Origin of the sequence: Sodalis sp. RH20, from assembly GCF_047324205.1 — a bacterium.
Taxonomy (GTDB): Bacteria; Pseudomonadota; Gammaproteobacteria; order Enterobacterales; family Enterobacteriaceae; genus Acerihabitans.
This window is the reverse complement of sequence record NZ_CP178733.1, coordinates 3,772,822-3,790,265: the sequence shown is the minus strand read 5'-3', so window position 1 is coordinate 3,790,265 and position 17,444 is coordinate 3,772,822. Positions and strand designations below refer to the sequence as shown.

Annotated in this window: 17 protein-coding genes and 3 tRNA genes; 13 read left to right on the top strand and 7 right to left on the bottom strand. The window is 58.6% G+C overall.

Going from position 1 to position 17,444, the window contains the following annotated elements; translation table 11 throughout:
- Positions 1-138: 138 nt before the first annotated feature.
- A complete protein-coding gene (locus tag ACL2XM_RS17435; RefSeq protein ID WP_410016498.1) occupies positions 139-612 on the top strand; it encodes a YhbP family protein in 474 nt (157 codons plus the stop codon).
- Positions 613-634: 22 nt separating this feature from the next.
- Here the strand turns inward: ACL2XM_RS17435 and ACL2XM_RS17430 are convergent, their stop codons facing one another.
- The 6 genes from ACL2XM_RS17430 to rsmC form a co-directional block, all read right to left on the bottom strand.
- Positions 635-1,156, bottom strand: a complete 522-nt coding sequence (locus ACL2XM_RS17430) for a type 1 glutamine amidotransferase domain-containing protein (protein ID WP_410016497.1) — start codon at positions 1,154-1,156, stop codon at positions 635-637.
- 249 nt (positions 1,157-1,405) lie between these two features.
- On the bottom strand, positions 1,406-2,500 hold the full coding sequence (locus tag ACL2XM_RS17425) for a GGDEF domain-containing protein (protein WP_410016496.1): 1,095 nt from the start codon (positions 2,498-2,500) through the stop codon (positions 1,406-1,408).
- A gap of 302 nt (positions 2,501-2,802) precedes the next feature.
- Positions 2,803-2,889, bottom strand: a tRNA-Leu gene (locus ACL2XM_RS17420).
- A gap of 92 nt (positions 2,890-2,981) precedes the next feature.
- Positions 2,982-3,068, bottom strand: a tRNA-Leu gene (locus tag ACL2XM_RS17415).
- Positions 3,069-3,116: 48 nt separating this feature from the next.
- A tRNA-Leu gene (locus tag ACL2XM_RS17410) sits at positions 3,117-3,203 on the bottom strand.
- Between the two features lie 156 nt (positions 3,204-3,359).
- Complete coding sequence (gene rsmC / locus ACL2XM_RS17405) at positions 3,360-4,418, bottom strand: 16S rRNA (guanine(1207)-N(2))-methyltransferase RsmC (RefSeq protein WP_410016495.1); 1,059 nt, start codon at positions 4,416-4,418, stop codon at positions 3,360-3,362.
- A gap of 120 nt (positions 4,419-4,538) precedes the next feature.
- Between rsmC and ACL2XM_RS17400 the strand changes: the two genes are divergently transcribed.
- The 10 genes from ACL2XM_RS17400 (at position 4,539) to deoD (ending at position 14,068) form a co-directional block, all read left to right on the top strand.
- The gene (locus tag ACL2XM_RS17400) at positions 4,539-4,952 is read left to right on the top strand and encodes a DNA polymerase III subunit psi (protein ID WP_410016494.1); all 414 of its coding nucleotides are present in this window, start codon (positions 4,539-4,541) and stop codon (positions 4,950-4,952) included.
- Positions 4,921-5,364 carry a ribosomal protein S18-alanine N-acetyltransferase gene (gene rimI, locus ACL2XM_RS17395; RefSeq protein ID WP_410016493.1) on the top strand — a complete coding sequence of 148 codons (444 nt, stop codon included), beginning with the start codon at positions 4,921-4,923 and terminating at the stop codon, positions 5,362-5,364. The genes ACL2XM_RS17400 and rimI overlap by 32 nt, the downstream gene beginning before the upstream one ends.
- A gap of 111 nt (positions 5,365-5,475) precedes the next feature.
- Positions 5,476-7,065, top strand: coding sequence for a peptide chain release factor 3 (gene prfC, locus ACL2XM_RS17390; protein ID WP_410016492.1), 1,590 nt, complete (start codon positions 5,476-5,478; stop codon positions 7,063-7,065).
- 414 nt (positions 7,066-7,479) lie between these two features.
- Positions 7,480-8,076, top strand: coding sequence for a molecular chaperone OsmY (gene osmY, locus ACL2XM_RS17385; RefSeq protein WP_413731296.1), 597 nt, complete (start codon positions 7,480-7,482; stop codon positions 8,074-8,076).
- Between the two features lie 167 nt (positions 8,077-8,243).
- On the top strand, positions 8,244-8,405 hold the full coding sequence (locus ACL2XM_RS17380; protein WP_162364050.1) for a DUF1328 domain-containing protein: 162 nt from the start codon (positions 8,244-8,246) through the stop codon (positions 8,403-8,405).
- Positions 8,406-8,644: 239 nt separating this feature from the next.
- Positions 8,645-9,433 carry a TatD family hydrolase gene (locus tag ACL2XM_RS17375; protein ID WP_413731295.1) on the top strand — a complete coding sequence of 263 codons (789 nt, stop codon included), beginning with the start codon at positions 8,645-8,647 and terminating at the stop codon, positions 9,431-9,433.
- Between the two features lie 301 nt (positions 9,434-9,734).
- Positions 9,735-10,514 (top strand): deoxyribose-phosphate aldolase, encoded by a 780-nt coding sequence (deoC, locus tag ACL2XM_RS17370; RefSeq protein ID WP_413722101.1) that lies wholly within the window; start codon positions 9,735-9,737, stop codon positions 10,512-10,514.
- Between the two features lie 83 nt (positions 10,515-10,597).
- A complete protein-coding gene (deoA, locus tag ACL2XM_RS17365; protein WP_410016630.1) occupies positions 10,598-11,926 on the top strand; it encodes a thymidine phosphorylase in 1,329 nt (442 codons plus the stop codon).
- A 114-nt stretch (positions 11,927-12,040) separates the two neighbouring features.
- Entirely contained in the window at positions 12,041-13,270 is a 1,230-nt protein-coding gene (gene deoB / locus ACL2XM_RS17360) for a phosphopentomutase (RefSeq protein ID WP_410016488.1), read from the top strand.
- A gap of 78 nt (positions 13,271-13,348) precedes the next feature.
- Positions 13,349-14,068 carry a purine-nucleoside phosphorylase gene (gene deoD, locus ACL2XM_RS17355; RefSeq protein ID WP_410016487.1) on the top strand — a complete coding sequence of 240 codons (720 nt, stop codon included), beginning with the start codon at positions 13,349-13,351 and terminating at the stop codon, positions 14,066-14,068.
- Positions 14,069-14,162: 94 nt separating this feature from the next.
- On the opposite strand, the gene ACL2XM_RS17350 is transcribed toward deoD, so the two are convergent.
- Entirely contained in the window at positions 14,163-14,858 is a 696-nt protein-coding gene (locus tag ACL2XM_RS17350) for a YtjB family periplasmic protein (protein ID WP_410016486.1), read from the bottom strand.
- 111 nt (positions 14,859-14,969) lie between these two features.
- Between ACL2XM_RS17350 and serB the strand changes: the two genes are divergently transcribed.
- Entirely contained in the window at positions 14,970-15,947 is a 978-nt protein-coding gene (serB, locus tag ACL2XM_RS17345; protein ID WP_410016485.1) for a phosphoserine phosphatase, read from the top strand.
- A gap of 58 nt (positions 15,948-16,005) precedes the next feature.
- Positions 16,006-17,391 (top strand): DNA repair protein RadA, encoded by a 1,386-nt coding sequence (gene radA, locus ACL2XM_RS17340; protein ID WP_410016484.1) that lies wholly within the window; start codon positions 16,006-16,008, stop codon positions 17,389-17,391.
- Positions 17,392-17,444 lie beyond the last annotated feature (53 nt).

Below are 17,444 nucleotides of genomic sequence, written 5' to 3'. Positions count from 1 at the left end.
TAACCGTCAGGCGTAAAGGACGATATTAAGCCCGTAATACGCTGTGCAAGGTTTGCAAAAGTTGCGCATAATTAATTGGACATGTAAGAACGCGTGGCGATATGCTGGTTATAACCTTATAAAGGATAAGAGATTATCGTGCGAACGGACGACCCCCTGAAAGCCATCGTAGCTTACCTGAAAAAGCAGCATGTTTTAACGCTTTGCACCGGCGACGCGCAGACCTTATGGTGCGCCAATTGCTTCTATGTGCTGAACGAACCCGATCTGTCGTTATATATGTTAACGGATCATACCACCCGCCACGGCATCCTGCTGGCGGAGAATCAACATGTCGCCGGCACCATCAGCGATCAGACCGTTACCATCAGTCTTATCAAGGGCATACAGTATAGCGGCGAGGTTAATCAAATCACCGGCGACGCGGCCCAGACGGCGCGCAAGCAGTATACCGCGCGCTTCCCGCTGGCCAAGCTCGCGACCTCGCCCATATGGCGTTTGCGTCTGGATGAAATTAAGCTGACCAACAATAAGCTGGGGTTCGGCACCAAGCTGAGCTGGAAGCGCGAAGACGATGAAGCTGATACAGGCCTGGCCAGTCGCCAGGCCTGAGACCCAGGGCGGATGCCCTGGGTTATTTCTTATTGAGAATACGCAGCGATTCCCGGTTAAACGCCGGTAAATCATCCGGTGTGCGGCTGGTTACCAGGGTATCGTTATCAATGACCACTTCTTTATCAAAGAAGTCGGCGCCGGCATTTTTTAAATCCACCGCCACCGCTTTTACCGTGGTCATTTTTTTGCCGCGTACCGCATCGGCGCTTATCAGCAACTGCGGGCCATGGCAAATGGCGAAAATCGGTTTGCCGCTTTGCGCGAAGGCCCGCGTGAAATCAACAAAACGGTCGTCGCCGCGCAAGGAATCAGGCGAGTGGCCGCCGGGCAACAACAGGGCGTCGAATTGGTCGACATTGACCTCGTCGATGGACTTATCAATGGTCACCTTGGCCTCGCCGCGCTTGCCGGTGACGGTTTGGCCCGCTTTTTTATCGATGGTGATGACCTGGTGTCCGGCCTGCTGATAGGTCTGGGCCGGCGAGGTAAACTCCGCATCTTCGAATTCATCAGTAATTAAGACTGCGATTTTTTTGCTCATCCTGTCCTCCGTCAGATGAATAATGAACTGTCCTAAGCCTAGTGCCGGATTGGCCCGTCAGCAAGTTTGTTTATTAACTGTATATAATATAATCGGTTAGCGTTAATTGACGGCGGGATATTGGGGTAGGCGCGGGTGCGGATTATTAAGATAATACTGAGGGATATTTTGCTGAAATATAAATGTCTCTCCCGGCGGCCTTATAAATAATGGCGGGCCGCGGCATTGAACGCGGCCCGGGCATTCATATCAGGATTCAGCCGTTTGGGTATTTTGCCTAAAAGAATTTAACGGGGCGATTTCGACCGAATTCCTGCCGCGTTTTTTTGCCAAATATAGGGCGCCATCGGCAGCGGTAAGCGAAGCTTCTATATCGCTGTCGGCCATAATGGCAATTCCGGCGCTAAGGGTCACGGTGGTGGAAACCTGATCGTTAAATAAATGCGGGATTTTTAAATCCAGCACGGCCTGCCTGACATTTTCAGCACAGGTCAGGGCATATCCGTCATCGACGTCTATCAGCAGTATCAGGAACTCCTCGCCGCCGTAGCGCACCACGATGTCCCGGGAGCGCACCGCATCGCGAATAGCCACCGCTACGGCGACCAAGGCCTTGTCGCCCATGGTGTGGCCGTAATTGTCGTTGTAGGCTTTGAAATGGTCGATATCCAGCAGCAGAATATAATGGCTGGTGGGGCCGTTGCCCGTCAGGTTGCTGAGCTTGTTTTGCAGGCCCCGGCGGTTAAACAGGCCGGTAAGGGGATCTATCATGCTGAGATCGCTGAATTTTTCCCGTTCTTCGCTGAGCCGGTTGACCAGTTCCGCCGTAAAGGCTTCGCTGCGTTTTTGCATCAGGCTGTGCAGCGTAAAGCTTATCAGCGGCAGCGCAATGGTGAACAGCAAGACCAGGATATGGTTGAACTGATCCAGCACGATAACCATCAGCGCCGGCGGCAGGCTGTGCAGGCAAAACGCCACGAAATAATCGGCCAGCGAAATAGCGCTGATGAAAAATACCATCATCAGGCTGAAGAGCAGGAAATTATTCTCAGCGGGCTGAAGCTGGTTATAGCGCACGGCGATATGCCAGGCCCAGAGTAAGCCAATAATAATTGCAAAAACATTCAGTTGATGAGCATAATTTCTCATTTTGTAATTACTCATCATTAAAGTAATTACACAAACGATCGCCACCAGTATGGATGGCGGCGTGGGAGAATGGGTATTATTCAGGGCGGTGGCGACATAAAAAACCGAAAAAGCGATATTAAGCAGCAAAAACAATAGCAACGACAGGCGAAGCTTACTCCTGCGGAGTTCTTCATAGCTGTAGGTATTTATCATGTCTTAACTTTTTAGCCCCGGCTGTCCACTATGGCAATAACAGACGACAAGAATTCTGAATAAACTATGATTATTAATAATTTGGTATCGTTATTATGAAAGTTTGGCTTAGAAAATTAATAGAATAATTTAACAGCTTTACACGTGGCTGTCACTCGCCGATGGAGCGTGATGCGAAAACAGGGGAAAAGAAGCCGCAGAGGCTGGAGGGGCGCAGCGTAGCTGCATGCCTGACCGACGCGACGGACTGACGAAGGGTCAGCGGCGCTGCGGTATCTACCGTGAAAAAACGAGCATGAATATGGTGCGAAGGGAGGGACTTGAACCCTCACGTCCGTAAGGACACTAACACCTGAAGCTAGCGCGTCTACCAATTCCGCCACCATCGCAGGCTATTCATCTCATACTTACACGTAAAACTTTTTATTCAGAACAGGCCGCCTGTACCGGGGTACGGCATGCTTTCGTTCTGGTTACCGATTGGTGCGAAGGGAGGGACTTGAACCCTCACGTCCGTAAGGACACTAACACCTGAAGCTAGCGCGTCTACCAATTCCGCCACCATCGCGTGCAATCCGGCAACATCTTTTTATGCTAATAACATCGTGGTTGTATTTGGTGCGAAGGGAGGGACTTGAACCCTCACGTCCGAAAGGACACTAACACCTGAAGCTAGCGCGTCTACCAATTCCGCCACCATCGCCCGGCACCGGCAAGGCATAAGCCCTGCCACCACGGAGGCGAATTCTAGAGGTTTTAGCGTCAACGTCAATAATTATTTAAGCCAAAGCGGGTATTTAGCGCAAAAAAATAGCCGCCGCCGCATCGGCGCGCGCGGCGGCGGCGGGAGGGTTGCCCGTTAGCCGCGTTTGCCGGCTTTATCTTTATCCTTGCCGCGCGAGACGGTATGGACCGCCTGGAAAACCTTGAAGCGGCCATTTTGCGCCAGCACGGCATGGCTGCCGAAAATGGAATCCAGCAAGGCCGGATAGGGCAAAAACGCATTGGCGACGATGCGCAACTGCCCGCCGATGCGCAAATGGGTTAACGCGCCGCGGATCAGGTTTTCGGCCGCCTGCAGATTGGTATGCATGCCGTCGTGGAACGGCGGGTTGGAAATAATCAGGTCAAAACGTCCCGGCATCGCTGAATACACATCGCTGACGACCACGTTGCCGGTCAGGCCGTTCGCCTCGAGCGTGGCCTGGCTTGCGGCCAGCGCCGGCGCGTGTACATCCCCGAGGGTCAGCTTGATGCCCGGCGAGCGTTTCGCCAGGACGGCGGCCAGGACGCCGGTACCGCAGCCGATGTCGGCCACCTCGCCGCTGAGCGGCTGATCAAAGGTGGACAACAGCAGTTGGCTGCCGCTGTCGAGCCCGTCGCGGCTGAATACGCCCGGCAGCGTTTTCACCGTCAACCCGTTGAGCTGATATTCGTTCCAGTAAGACTCGAGGTCGAAGCGCGGCGCTGTTTCCAGCCGGCCGTGATACAGGCCGCAGCGGCGGGCGCTGTCGATTTTCACCAGGGGACAGTAGGGCGCCAGGAACGGCTCGGCGCTGCGTACGCCGCTGCGGTTTTCCCCCACCACGAAGACATCGCTGCCCACCGGCAGCAGCGCGAGGAGGTTGGTGAGCTGGAACTGTGCTTCCGGCTTATTTTTCGGCCAGAAATAGAGTAAAGTATCGCATTCGCGGACAAATTCCGCGTCGGCGACCAGGCCGTACTGCACGGACCCATCGTCCATTTTATCGCGCAGTGCCAGACAGTGGTGATACCAGGCGGTGTGGACACATACGTTTTGGGCGTCCAGTTCCGCCGGCAGGAGATCCTGCACATCGCCGGCGAACAGTACGCGTTTATCTGAAAAAATGTCCTCGTGACGGAGTATGACTTCACTGGCTGGTGTTAATACTGACATGCGACAAAGGCTCCTCATTAATCTGAGCGGGGAGTATAGTGCTTTATTGTCCGATGTTCGATGGACTTTATCGCCTGATGTGCGATGGATTGATATGCAACGACCGCGAATAGGATCAGTATGGCGTCGAGACGAGACTGGCAGTTACAGCAATTGGGCATCACGCAATGGGCGTTGCGACGCCCCGCGTCCCTGCAGGGAGAAGTGGCGGTCGTCCTGCCCGCCGATGTCCGCCTGCTGCTGATAGCCAGCCCCTTGCCGCCCATCGACCATCCCCTGGTGGGCGATGTGGCGCGCAGCCTGGATCTTGCGCCCGGTCAGCTGTATCCGCTCACGCCGGAACAGGTGGCGATGCTGCCGGAAGACACCCGCTGCCATAGCTGGTGGCTCGGGCGCGAGGCGACGCGTCCCCTGTCCGGTGTCTCCCTTTTCACCCCGCCGCTGGCTGAACTGCTGGGCAACGCAGCAGCCAAGCGCGATCTTTGGCGGCAGATTTGTCATCATGAACCAGATTTCCGCGCTGACGGTCTCTGACCTGGCCGCCGCCTGGCATATAGAGCAGGCCAGCCACGCATTCCCCTGGACGGCGAAAACCTTTGCCAGCAACCAGGGCGAGCGTTACCTGAATCTCAAGCTGACCGTGGCGGATACCCTGGCGGCGTTCGCCATCACCCAGACCGTGCTGGACGAGGCGACGCTGTTCAACATTGCCGTGCATCCGGATTTCCAGCGCCGCGGCCTGGGCCGATCGTTGCTGGAACATCTCATCGCCCAATTGGAACAGCGAGATATCCTGACGCTGTGGCTGGAGGTGCGGCAATCCAACCGGCCCGCCATCGCGCTGTACCGGTCCCTTGGCTTTAACGATGTCACGGTGCGCCGTGATTACTACCCGTCCGCCGTCGGGCGCGAGGATGCCATCATCATGGCGCTGCCGCTGGGGTGAACCGCACCGCCGCGCGCCAGTGCGCACACTATCAATGCGCACTTTCTCCATGTAGAATCTAGCACCAGCGATCCAGCCCATAATTTGTATGTACCCATCGAGAAACAGAAGATGAAGAATGCCACTTACGCCGCGGAAGTTGCGGCTCGGCGCACTTTTGCGATTATTTCGCACCCCGACGCCGGTAAAACCACCATCACCGAAAAAGTGCTGTTATTCGGGCACGCCATTCTTACCGCCGGTACGGTAAAGGGCCGCGGCTCAAGCCATCATGCCAAATCCGACTGGATGGAAATGGAAAAGCAGCGCGGCATTTCCATTACCACCTCGGTGATGCAATTCCCTTACCGGGACGCCCTGGTCAACCTGCTCGATACGCCGGGGCATGAAGATTTCTCCGAAGATACGTACCGCACGCTGACGGCGGTGGACTGCTGCCTGATGGTCATCGACTCCGCGAAAGGCGTCGAAGATCGTACCCGTAAACTGATGGAGGTGACGCGCCTGCGCGATACGCCGATCCTGACCTTTATGAACAAGGTCGATCGCGATATCCGCGATCCGACGGAACTGCTCGACGAGGTCGAACACGAGCTGCGCATCGCCTGCGCGCCCATCACCTGGCCCATTGGCTGCGGCAAGCTGTTTAAAGGGGTTTATCATCTCTACAAGGATGAGACCTATCTTTACCAGACCGGTAAAGGCCATACCATCCAGGAAGTGCGCACGGTCAAGGGGTTGCATAATCCGGATCTTGACGCGGCCATCGGCGAGGATCTGGCGGCGCAGCTGCGCGAGGAGCTGGAGCTGGTGCAGGGCGCCTCGCACGAGTTCGAAGAGCAGGCTTTCCTGCGCGGCGAGCTGACCCCGGTGTTTTTCGGCACCGCCTTGGGCAACTTTGGCGTCGATCATATGCTGGACGGCCTGGTTGAATGGGCGCCGCCGCCGATGCCGCGCAAGACCAATACCCGCGTCGTCACCGCCGATGAAGAAAAATTTACCGGCTTTGTGTTTAAGATCCAGGCGAATATGGACCCGAAACACCGTGACCGCGTGGCGTTTATGCGCGTGGTGTCGGGACGCTATGAAACCGGCATGAAGCTGCGCCAGGTCCGCACGGGCAAGGATGTGGTGATTGCCGATGCGCTGACGTTCATGGCCGGCGACCGCTCGCATATCGAAGAGGCGTATCCCGGCGATATCATCGGCCTGCACAACCACGGCACCATCCAGATTGGCGATACCTTCACCCAGGGCGAGGACATGAAGTTTACCGGCATCCCCAACTTCGCGCCGGAAATGTTCCGCCGTATCCGCCTGCGCGACCCGCTCAAGCAAAAGCAATTGCTGAAAGGGCTGGTCCAGCTGTCGGAAGAGGGCGCGGTTCAGGTATTCCGCCCGCTGACCAACAACGACCTGATTGTCGGCGCGGTCGGGGTGTTGCAGTTTGAAGTGGTGGTGGCCCGCCTGAAAAGCGAATACAACGTCGAGGCGCTGTATGAGTCGGTCAATGTGTCCACCGCCCGCTGGGTCGAATGCGCCGATGTGAAAAAACTCGAGGAGTTCAAGCGCAAGAACGAACTGAACCTGGCCCTGGACGGCGGCGATAACCTTTCTTATATTGCTCCGAGCATGGTTAACCTCAACCTGACCCAGGAACGCTATCCCGACATCCATTTCCACAAAACCCGCGAGCATTGATCCTCCCGGCGCGGGTTTTTCGCCCGTCCCCGCGCGCCCGCCTTTTTTAGCCGCGGCGTGGGGACGGAATCCACCGCCTTTCCTGTCGCGCCGCGCCTTGCGGCCGGAATGGTTATGTCCGCGCCGGGGTGCGGAATGTTCCTAAATCCTTGCTTAATCATTGGATTTAAGCTTTTTTTCCCGGATAACAATGCAATTTGTTATTTCTAGTCTATAGTTAAATTGTCTCTGACGGAGCGGTTAAATAAGCTAATAAAACCGTGCAAATCAGTATGATACGCTGCTCTTTATCACGAGAGCGGTATTTCTGCATTTTTGGATGCTTCCCCAGCCGAACGCGGGAGGCAGTTAGACCGGCCGCTATTTGTGGCGAAAACACCCTGATTCGGGTGGCAAGTTAAAAAGGAAACATCAATGAATAAGATCACGATGACAAAAACGCTCACGGCTATGGTTTTAGGTTCCATCCTGGCGGCTTCCACCGCGATGGCTAACGATACCATCAAGACAGAGGCGAACAGCGCCGGCGCCAAAATCGATAATACGATGAAGACCGCCTCAAACTATATGGGCGACAGCGCGGTAACCGCCAAGGTGAAAAGCGCGTTGGTCGGCGATAAAGGTATCAACAGCACCGACATTTCCGTGGTGACCAATAACGGCGTAGTAACCCTGAGCGGCTTTGTGACCAACCAGGCCCAGGCTGAACGCGCCGTTACCGCCGCCAAATCCGTTGAAGGCGTGACCTCGGTCAGCGACAAGCTGCACGTGAAGGAAACGACCAACGCTTCGGTGAAAACCTATGCCGGCGACACGGCGATTACCAGCGAAGTGAAAGCCAAGCTGCTTGCCGATAGCATCGTCCCGTCCCGCAACGTGAAAGTGGAAACGTCCGACGGCATCGTGCAACTGAGCGGCCACGTTAAAAATGCCCGTGAAGCCTCGCGCGCCGAAAGCGTCGCCAAAGCAGTTGACGGCGTGAAAAGTGTCAAAAACGATCTTAAGTACTAATCTCTAAAGAACCAACGGTCAATGTCGCTTTGCGTTGCCGGTGCGCAGCGCAGGGCGATACCGTGTACGGCAAAACCAATAGTATTAAGCCGGTCCGGGGCGTTTAACGTCCGTGTTTCCCGGTAACACGAGAATTGTATTTCCATCATTTGGGTAAGGAGAAGCTTATGTTTCGTTGGGGCATTATTTTTCTGGTCATTGCCTTGATTGCGGCAGCATTAGGGTTCGGTGGTTTGGCAGGCACGGCGGCATGGGCGGCTAAAATCGTCTTCGTCGTGGGTATTATCCTGTTCCTGATAAGCCTGTTTACCGGCCGTCGCCGTATGTAGCCTTATCAGCGGGCCCCGGTCCGTTAAGCAGTAACCGATAGATAGGGTTATTATCCGGAGAGGGAGTCAATACGCATCATGTTGACGACCTCTCCGGAGCGTTTTTCAGGTCCCCGCGCACCACCCCTCCCAGCCGTTAATCCGTGGTTCCCTTTCCTCTCCGCGCACGTGCTAAAGATGCTACTATTTACTTTTCCTCCTCCCTTTTGGGTGCGCCAGGCACGCGCAGGTAATACGCCATGATAAATCCGGTCTTTATCGATACCCATTGCCATTTTGATTTTGCCCCCTTCAGCGGTCACGAAACCGACAGCCTCGCCCTGGCCGCCGCGGCCGGCGTGCAGCGCATTATCGTGCCGGCGGTGGAGGCGGAGCGCTTTGCCGCCGTGCTGGCATTGGCCGACGCCCATGAGGCGCTGTATGCCGCCCTGGGCCTGCACCCCATCGCCATCACCCGCCATGATGACGCCGGGCTGTCGGCCCTGGCGCATCATTTGCGCCGGCCTCATCCACGACTGGTGGCGGTGGGGGAAATCGGCCTGGACAATTATATGGCGGAGCCCATGATGCCGCGCCAGGAAGCGTTATTGGCGGCCCAACTCCAGTTAGCCGGCCGCCATGATCTGCCGGTGATCCTGCATTCCCGGCGCACCCACGATCGCCTGGCGCAGATTTTGCGGCGCCATGATTTACCGCGCACCGGGGTGGTGCACGGGTTCGCCGGCAGCTACGAGCAGGCGGTGGCGTTTACCAAATTGGGTTATTATATCGGCGTCGGCGGCACCATTACCTATGAGCGCGCCAATAAAACACGCCAGGTAATGGCCAGGCTGCCCCTGGACCGCTTGCTGCTGGAAACCGACGCGCCCGATATGCCGGTGTCCGGCTTTCAGGGGCAGGCCAATCGTCCCGAACGCCTACGCGTGACCTTTGCGTCGTTATGCGCGCTCAGGCCGGAGCCGCCGCAGCAGATTGCCGAAATAATATACCGCAATACCCTGGATTTATTCGGTTTGCCCTGTCAATAGCAAAATTTTCCGGCTGATAATCGGGATCGCACGCATAAATCTCAATCCTTAAGCAGCTTATTATCGTCGATTGTGGAAAAATAGAGCCAGCGCGTAAGGCAGGATGCGTTTACCCTGCGTCTTTGATTCAGGCTTATGCGGTGAGAGGGATCTTTAACGCCCGGAAATCAGCATGGTTCCGGGTCTTTCTTCATGGAACCAAGTCCGCTCGCCAACGTTACGGCGCGTTATCGCGATAGCCATGACGCCCCTTTTACAGATTCGGTTGCTACGTCGCCACACCGAAAAGTTGGAGAGTATTATGATTGATTTAACCGTTGCGGCCCGCCGTGCGTTGGGTCTGATGGATCTTACCACCCTGAATGATGACGATACCGCCGACAGCGTCGTCAGCCTGTGCCGACAGGCGAAAAGCCCGGCCGGCAATACCGCCGCCGTTTGCATCTACCCCCGCTTTATTCCCATCGCCAGACGCGCCTTGCAGCGCCAGGGCACGCCGGACATTCGGATTGCCACGGTCGCCAATTTCCCCCATGGCGATGACGATGCCGCCATTGCGCTGGCGGAAACACGCGCTTCGGTAGCCTACGGCGCGGATGAAGTCGATGTGGTGTTTCCCTACCGGGCGCTGATGGCCGGCAATGAACAACTGGGATTTGATCTGGTCGCCGGCTGCAAGGCGCTGTGCGCCGACAGCGGCGTGCTGCTGAAGGTGATCCTGGAAACCGGCGAGCTGCGCCGTCCGGAGCTTATCCGGCGCGCCGCCGAAATCGCCATCGACGCCGGCGCTGATTTTATTAAAACCTCCACCGGCAAGGTGCCGGTCAATGCCACGCTTTCAAGCGTTGAAATCATGCTGTCGGTTATCCATGACAAAGGCGTCGGCGCGCACGTGGGCGTAAAACCGGCGGGCGGCGTGCGCACCGCGGCGGAAGCGGCGGCCTACCTGGCGCTGGCGGACCGGATCATGGGGCCGCTGTGGGCTGACGCCCGGCATTTCCGCTTCGGCGCATCAAGCCTGCTGGCCAGCCTGCTCACCGTATTGGGCCAGGATATGCAGGTCACGGATAACGGTTATTGATCCCCTGATTGAGCATTGGAGAAGGCAATGACAAACCCGCCCGTTTCCGGGCGATAGCCATTTTTGTTTTGCAGGGGGTAACCGTGTTCCTGGCACAAGAAATTATTCGTAAAAAACGCGACGGCGAGCCGCTGAGTGAAGAAGAGATTCGGTTTTTCATCAATGGGGTCCGCGATAATACGGTTTCGGAAGGGCAGATCGCCGCCCTGGCGATGACCGTTTTTTTCCGCGACATGGATATTCGGGAACGGGTGGCGCTGACGCTGGCGATGCGCGACTCGGGCCATGTGCTTAACTGGCAGAACAGCGCCCTGGGCGGGCCGGTGCTGGATAAGCATTCGACCGGCGGCGTGGGTGATGTCACCTCGCTGATGCTGGGGCCGATGATTGCCGCCTGCGGCGGCTACGTGCCGATGGTTTCCGGCCGCGGACTGGGCCATACCGGCGGCACGCTCGATAAGCTCGAATCGATCCCGGGGCTGAATATTTTCCCTGACGATCAGGCGTTCCGCGCGATGATAAAACAGGTCGGCGTGGCGATCATCGGCCAGACCAACTCCCTGGCGCCGGCGGATAAACGGTTTTACGCCGTCCGCGACATCACGGCCACGGTGGATTCCATTGCGCTGATTACCGCCTCGATATTGGCCAAAAAACTGGCCGAGGGCCTGGATGCGCTGGTGATGGATGTGAAAGTCGGATCCGGGGCGTTGATGCCCGATTACCCGCAGTCCGAAGCGCTGGCGCGCGCTATCGTCGGCGTCGCCAACGGCGCCGGGTGCAAGACCACGGCGCTGTTGACCGATATGAACCAGGTCCTGGCGTCCAGCGCCGGCAATGCCCTGGAAGTGCGCGAGGCGGTGCGCTTCCTTACCGGCGAACAGCGTAATCCCAGACTGTATGAGGTCACCATGGCCTTGTGCAGCGAAATGATGGTGTCGTCGGGATTGGCGGCCACCGAACCGCTGGCGATGGCGCGGCTGCAGCAGGTACTGGACAACGGGGAAGCGGCGGAGCGTTTTGGCCGCATGATCGCGGCACAGGGCGGTCCGCATGATTTTATCAGCCGTTATGAGCACTATTTGCCCAAAGCCACGCTGAGCAAGCCGGTGCTCGCCGAACAAGCGGGTTTTATCGGCGCCATGGACACCCGCGCCCTGGGCCTGGCCGTGGTGGCTATGGGCGGCGGGCGCCGGCGCGCCGGCGATGCCATCGACTATAGCGTCGGTTTAACCGACATGGCGCGCCTGGGCGATGCGGTGCAGCCCGGACAGCCGCTGGCGAATATCCACGCCGCCAGCGAAGCCGGCTGGATGCAGGCGGCGGAGACGGTGCGCGCGGCCATTACCCTCACGCCGCAGCCGCCTGAAGCCCTGCCGGTGATTTACCGGCGTATCGCGGCGGATGACTGACGGCGCGGGGACGCTTCCGGCGACGATATCGTTCGCCGGGATACATGCGATTTTTTCTGATCCGCCGGGCAGGGGCCCTTATCCGGCGGGCGGATCAATCAGTTGGAGAAGACAATGAAACGTACCTATATCATGGTGCTCGACTCGTTCGGCATCGGCGCCGCCGCGGATGCGGAAAAATTCGGCGACAGCGGCTCGGATACCCTGGGCCATATTGCCGAACGATGCCAGCGCGGCGAGGCCAACCAGGGCCGCAGCGGACCGCTGCGGCTGCCCAACCTGTCGCGCCTGGGACTGGGAAAGGCCGCCGAGGAATCCACCGGGCATTTTCCCCCGGGGCTTGACCGCGACGCGGACATTATCGGCGCCTATGCCTACGCCAGCGAAATCTCCTCGGGCAAGGATACCCCGTCCGGACATTGGGAAATCGCCGGGGTACCGGTGATGTTTGACTGGGGCTATTTCCCCGATCCCCAGAACAGCTTCCCGCAGGAACTGCTGGACCGGCTGGTCGCCGATGCCGGGCTGCCGGGATATCTGGGCAACTGTCACTCTTCCGGCACGGTGATCCTGGATCAACTGGGCGAGGAGCATATGCGTACCGGCAAGCCGATTTTCTATACCTCCGCCGATTCGGTTTTCCAGATAGCCTGTCATGAAGAACGGTTCGGCCTGCAACGTTTGTACGACCTCTGCGAGCTGGCCCGGGAGATGCTGACCGCCGGCGGCTACAATATCGGCCGGGTGATCGCCCGGCCGTTTACCGGCGATAAAAGCGGTCATTTCCAGCGCACCGGCAACCGCCATGATCTGGCGGTGGAGCCGCCCTCCGCCACGGTATTGCAAAAGCTGGTGGAAGAAAAGGGCGGGCAGGTGGTGTCGGTGGGCAAGATCGCCGATATCTACGCCCAGGTGGGCATCACCAAAAAAATCAAGGCCACCGGCCTGGATGCGCTGTTCGACGCTACTTTGCGTGAAATGGAACTCGCGGGCGATAACACCATCGTCTTTACCAACTTTGTCGATTTTGATTCATCCTATGGCCACCGCCGCGACGTGGCCGGCTATGCGGCGGCGCTGGAGCTGTTCGACCGCCGCCTGCCGGAACTGCTCGCGCGGGTGACCGGCGAGGATATGATCATTCTGACCGCCGATCACGGCTGCGATCCCACCTGGCGCGGCACCGATCATACCCGCGAGCACGTGCCGGTGTTACTCTACGGCCCCGCCATCCGGCCGGGGTCCTATGGGCACCGCCGGACCTTCGCCGATATCGGCCAGACGGTGGCGGATTATTTTGGCCTGACACCCATGGATTATGGTAAATCCATCCTCCAGGCATGAAGGTAGTCAGGATTTTGCCTGTCCCGGCGCGGGCCGGGACAACGTTATTTTTTATTATTGAGTATAAGGAAAACCAACATGGCGACGCCGCATATTAACGCTGAACGAGGTGATTTTGCCGATGTGGTCCTGATGCCCGGCGATCCGCTGCGGGCGCAGCACATCGCCAATCACTTCCTCACGCAACCGCGCGAAGTCAATAACGTCCGCGGCATGCTGGGCTATACCGGCAGCTACAAAGGCCGGGCCATTTCAGTTATGGGCCACGGCATGGGCATCCCGTCCTGCTCCATTTACACCAAGGAGCTGATTACCGAGTTCGGGGTTGAACAGATCATCCGGGTCGGGTCCTGCGGCGCGCTGCGCGGCGATGTCAATGTGCGCGACGTGGTGATCGGCATGGGCGCCTGCACCGATTCCAAGGTTAACCGCATGCGTTTCAAGGATCATGACTTTGCGGCCATTGCCGATTATGACCTGCTGCGCCACGCGGTGGACGCGGCCAAGGCGGCGGGGGTCAATGTGCGCGTCGGCAATCTGTTCTCGGCGGATCTGTTTTATACCCCCGATCCGCAGATGTTCGACGTCATGGAAAAATACGGCGTCCTGGGCGTGGAAATGGAAGCCGCCGGTATCTACGGCGTGGCCGCGGAATTCGGCGCCAGGGCGCTGGCCATCTGCACCGTGTCCGACCATATCCGTACCGGCGAGGCCTTAAGCGCGGCGGATCGCCAGACCACGTTTAACGAGATGATCGAAATCGCGCTGGAGTCGGTGCTGCGCGGCGACGCGGCATAAAGACCACGCGGCCGGCGGCAAGGCGTCAACGCGCTGTTCCGCCGGTCAAGACGCGCAGGTTGGCAACGGCGCAAGGCGTGCCTGATGCGCGCGCTTAGTCGGTTTTGGTCCGCGCAGGATCATCGGGCGTGGCCGCAGCCGGGGCCGGCGCGTCGTTTTCGTCCCCTTTGCGTTCCGCCAACGGCGTGCTGGCGGTCAGCAGGTACGGGGACTGCTGCCAGCGGCTGCGGCGGTTTTGCAGCAGGGTGCGGGCCAGGATAATACCGATGGCCAGCGCCAGCAGAATCATCAGGCGCAGCAGGTTGGTGGTGTTATCCACCTGTTTGGCTTCGGTTTCCAGCACATGGGTATCAAGGGTCAGGCGGATAAAACCGCTGGGCCCGTCCTTATCGATAATGGTACGCACCAGCTGATGGTTAAAATAGCTGCCGGCGCGCTGGTGTTCGATAGCCAGCCGGTCGCGCACGCTGATGGTCTCCCCGGCGCGGGCTATCAGGCTGCCGTCCATGCTGTATACGCTGGCATCCAGGATACGGCTGCCCTGGGTAAGGGTGTCCAGTATCGACTGGATGGGGGCATTGTTTTCCTCGCTGTCGGCCATCAGCGGCGCCAGTTGCCCCGCCAGCTGTCCTATCAGGGTGCCGGCCAGCTCATCCACCTGCGCCGAGCGGGCCATTTGATGGCTCAGGCTGAACCAGGACGCGCCCTGCATCAGGAAGACCAGCAGCGTCACGCAGATAAGCACGATGGCGGTGCGGTGTAAACGAAACGAGTGTCTGGCCCGGAGCATGGGATTCCTTTACTATTCTGAACGCTTTATGTTGCCAGAAGCGTCGACGATAGGATAGCTTGATGCGCGATGTTTTATCATGACGGTTATCCATGACTACAGGAGTGATTGATGCCTATTAGTTTGACGTACTGCGATCTCCCCGCCGGGATTTCACAGTGGCCGGGTCTCCCGTTATCATTAAGCGGCGACGAGGTCATGCCGCTGGATTACCGGGCCGGTCATACCGGCTGGCTGCTGTACGGCAAGGCGTTGGATAAATTTTCCCTTACCCGTTTCCAGCGTCGCCTGGGCGCGGCGATGGTTATCGTCTCCGCCTGGCATGTTGAAGACTACCAGGTGGTCAGGCTGGCCGGTCCGCTGACCGGGCTGGCCGCGCAGCTGGCCGCGGAGATGGAGCTGGATGTCGCGCCGTTTGGCAAAACGCCGCATCTGCATGCCCCGGGACTGCTGGTCATGGACATGGATTCCACCGCCATCCAGATAGAATGCATTGATGAAATCGCCAAACTGGCGGGCACGGGCGAGGAAGTCGCCGCCGTTACCGAACGCGCCATGCGCGGCGAGCTGGATTTCGCCGCCAGCCTGCGCCAGCGCGTGGCGACCCTGAAGGGCGCCGACGCCGATATCCTGCGCCAGGTGCGGGACGGTTTACCGTTGACGCCGGGCCTGGGCTCCCTGGTGACCAAATTGCAAAGCCTGGGCTGGCAGATAGCCATCGCTTCCGGCGGATTTACTTATTTCGCCGACTACCTGCGCGATCGGTTTCACCTGGTCGCCGTGGCGGCCAATGAACTGGGCATCCGCGACGGTAAGTTCACCGGCGAGGTGGTGGGGCCCATCGTCGATGCCGCCTATAAAGCCCGCATGCTGACCACCCTGGCGGAGCGGCTGGAAATCCCGCTGCACCAGACGGTGGCCATCGGCGACGGCGCCAATGACCTGTTGATGCTACAATCTGCGGGCCTGGGTATCGCATATCATGCCAAGCCCAAGGTGAATAAGCAGAGTAAGGTCATTATCCGCCATGCGGATCTGCTGGGCGTGCTGTGTATCCTGACCGGCAATCTTAAGAATGAAGAGCGCTAGGCGGCCGCCATGTGTTCCCTAGGCGGGTCTTCATTGTTTTCTCATTTCCGAGGTCATTGTGGCTAAAGCGGCGAAACGGGCATTTGTCTGTAATGAATGTGGGGCGGAATATCCGCGCTGGCAGGGCCAGTGCAGCGCCTGTGAAGCCTGGAATACCATCACCGAGGTCCGGGTGGCGTCTACCCCCGCCGCCGTGCGTAACGACCGCTTCAGCGGCTATTCCGGCGAAGCCGGCGTCAGCCGGGTGCGCAGGCTGGCGGATATCAGTCCCGAGGAACTGCCCCGTTTTTCCACGGGGTTCAAGGAGTTCGACCGGGTGCTGGGCGGCGGCGTGGTGCCGGGCAGCGCCATTTTGATCGGCGGCAGCCCCGGCGCCGGTAAAAGCACCCTGCTGCTGCAAACCCTGTGTAAATTGTCCGAACAGATGAAAACGCTGTATGTCACCGGCGAGGAGTCGTTGCAGCAGGTCGCCATGCGCGCGCACCGGCTGGCGCTGCCCACGGGCGGCCTGAACATGCTCTCGGAAACCAGCATCGAGCAAATCTGTCTGATTGCGGCCGAGGAAAAGCCGCGCCTGATGGTGATCGATTCCATCCAGGTGATGCATATGGCGGACATCCAGTCGTCGCCGGGCAGCGTTTCGCAGGTGCGGGAAACCGCCGCCTACCTGACCCGGTTCGCCAAAACCCAGGGCGTGGCGATCCTGATGGTCGGCCACGTGACCAAGGATGGCTCCCTGGCCGGCCCCAAGGTACTGGAACACTGTATCGACTGTTCCATCATGCTCGACGGTGATTCGGACTCCCGTTTCCGCACCCTGCGCAGTCATAAAAACCGCTTTGGGGCGGTGAACGAGCTGGGGGTGTTCGCCATGACCGAACAGGGATTGCGGGAAGTCAGCAATCCGTCGGCCATTTTTCTCAGCCGCGGCGAGGAGATGACGCCCGGCAGCAGCGTGATGGTGGTTTGGGAAGGCACCCGTCCCCTGCTGGTGGAAATCCAGGCGCTGGTGGATCACTCCATGCTGGCCAATCCACGCCGGGTGGCGGTGGGCCTGGAGCAAAACCGTCTGGCGATCCTGCTGGCGGTGCTGCATCGCCACGGCGGCTTGCAAATGGCCGATCAGGATGTCTTTGTCAATGTGGTCGGCGGCGTCAAGGTGACGGAAACCAGCGCCGACCTGGCGCTGATGCTGGCGATGGTGTCCAGCCTGCGCGATCGTCCGTTGCCGCGGGATTTGGTGGTATTTGGCGAAGTGGGGCTGGCCGGCGAGATCCGCCCGGTGCCCAGCGGCCAGGAGCGCATTGCGGAGGCGGCCAAGCACGGTTTTCGCCGCGCCATCGTGCCCTTTGCCAATGTGCCGAAAAAAGCGCAGGACAATATGCAGATTTTTGGCGTGAAAAAGCTGGCCGACGCGCTGGACATCCTTGCCGAGCTTGAATGACCGGCGCATTTACCGGCTGACGCCATGCGGATTTTTGCTTAAGCCATCAGAGG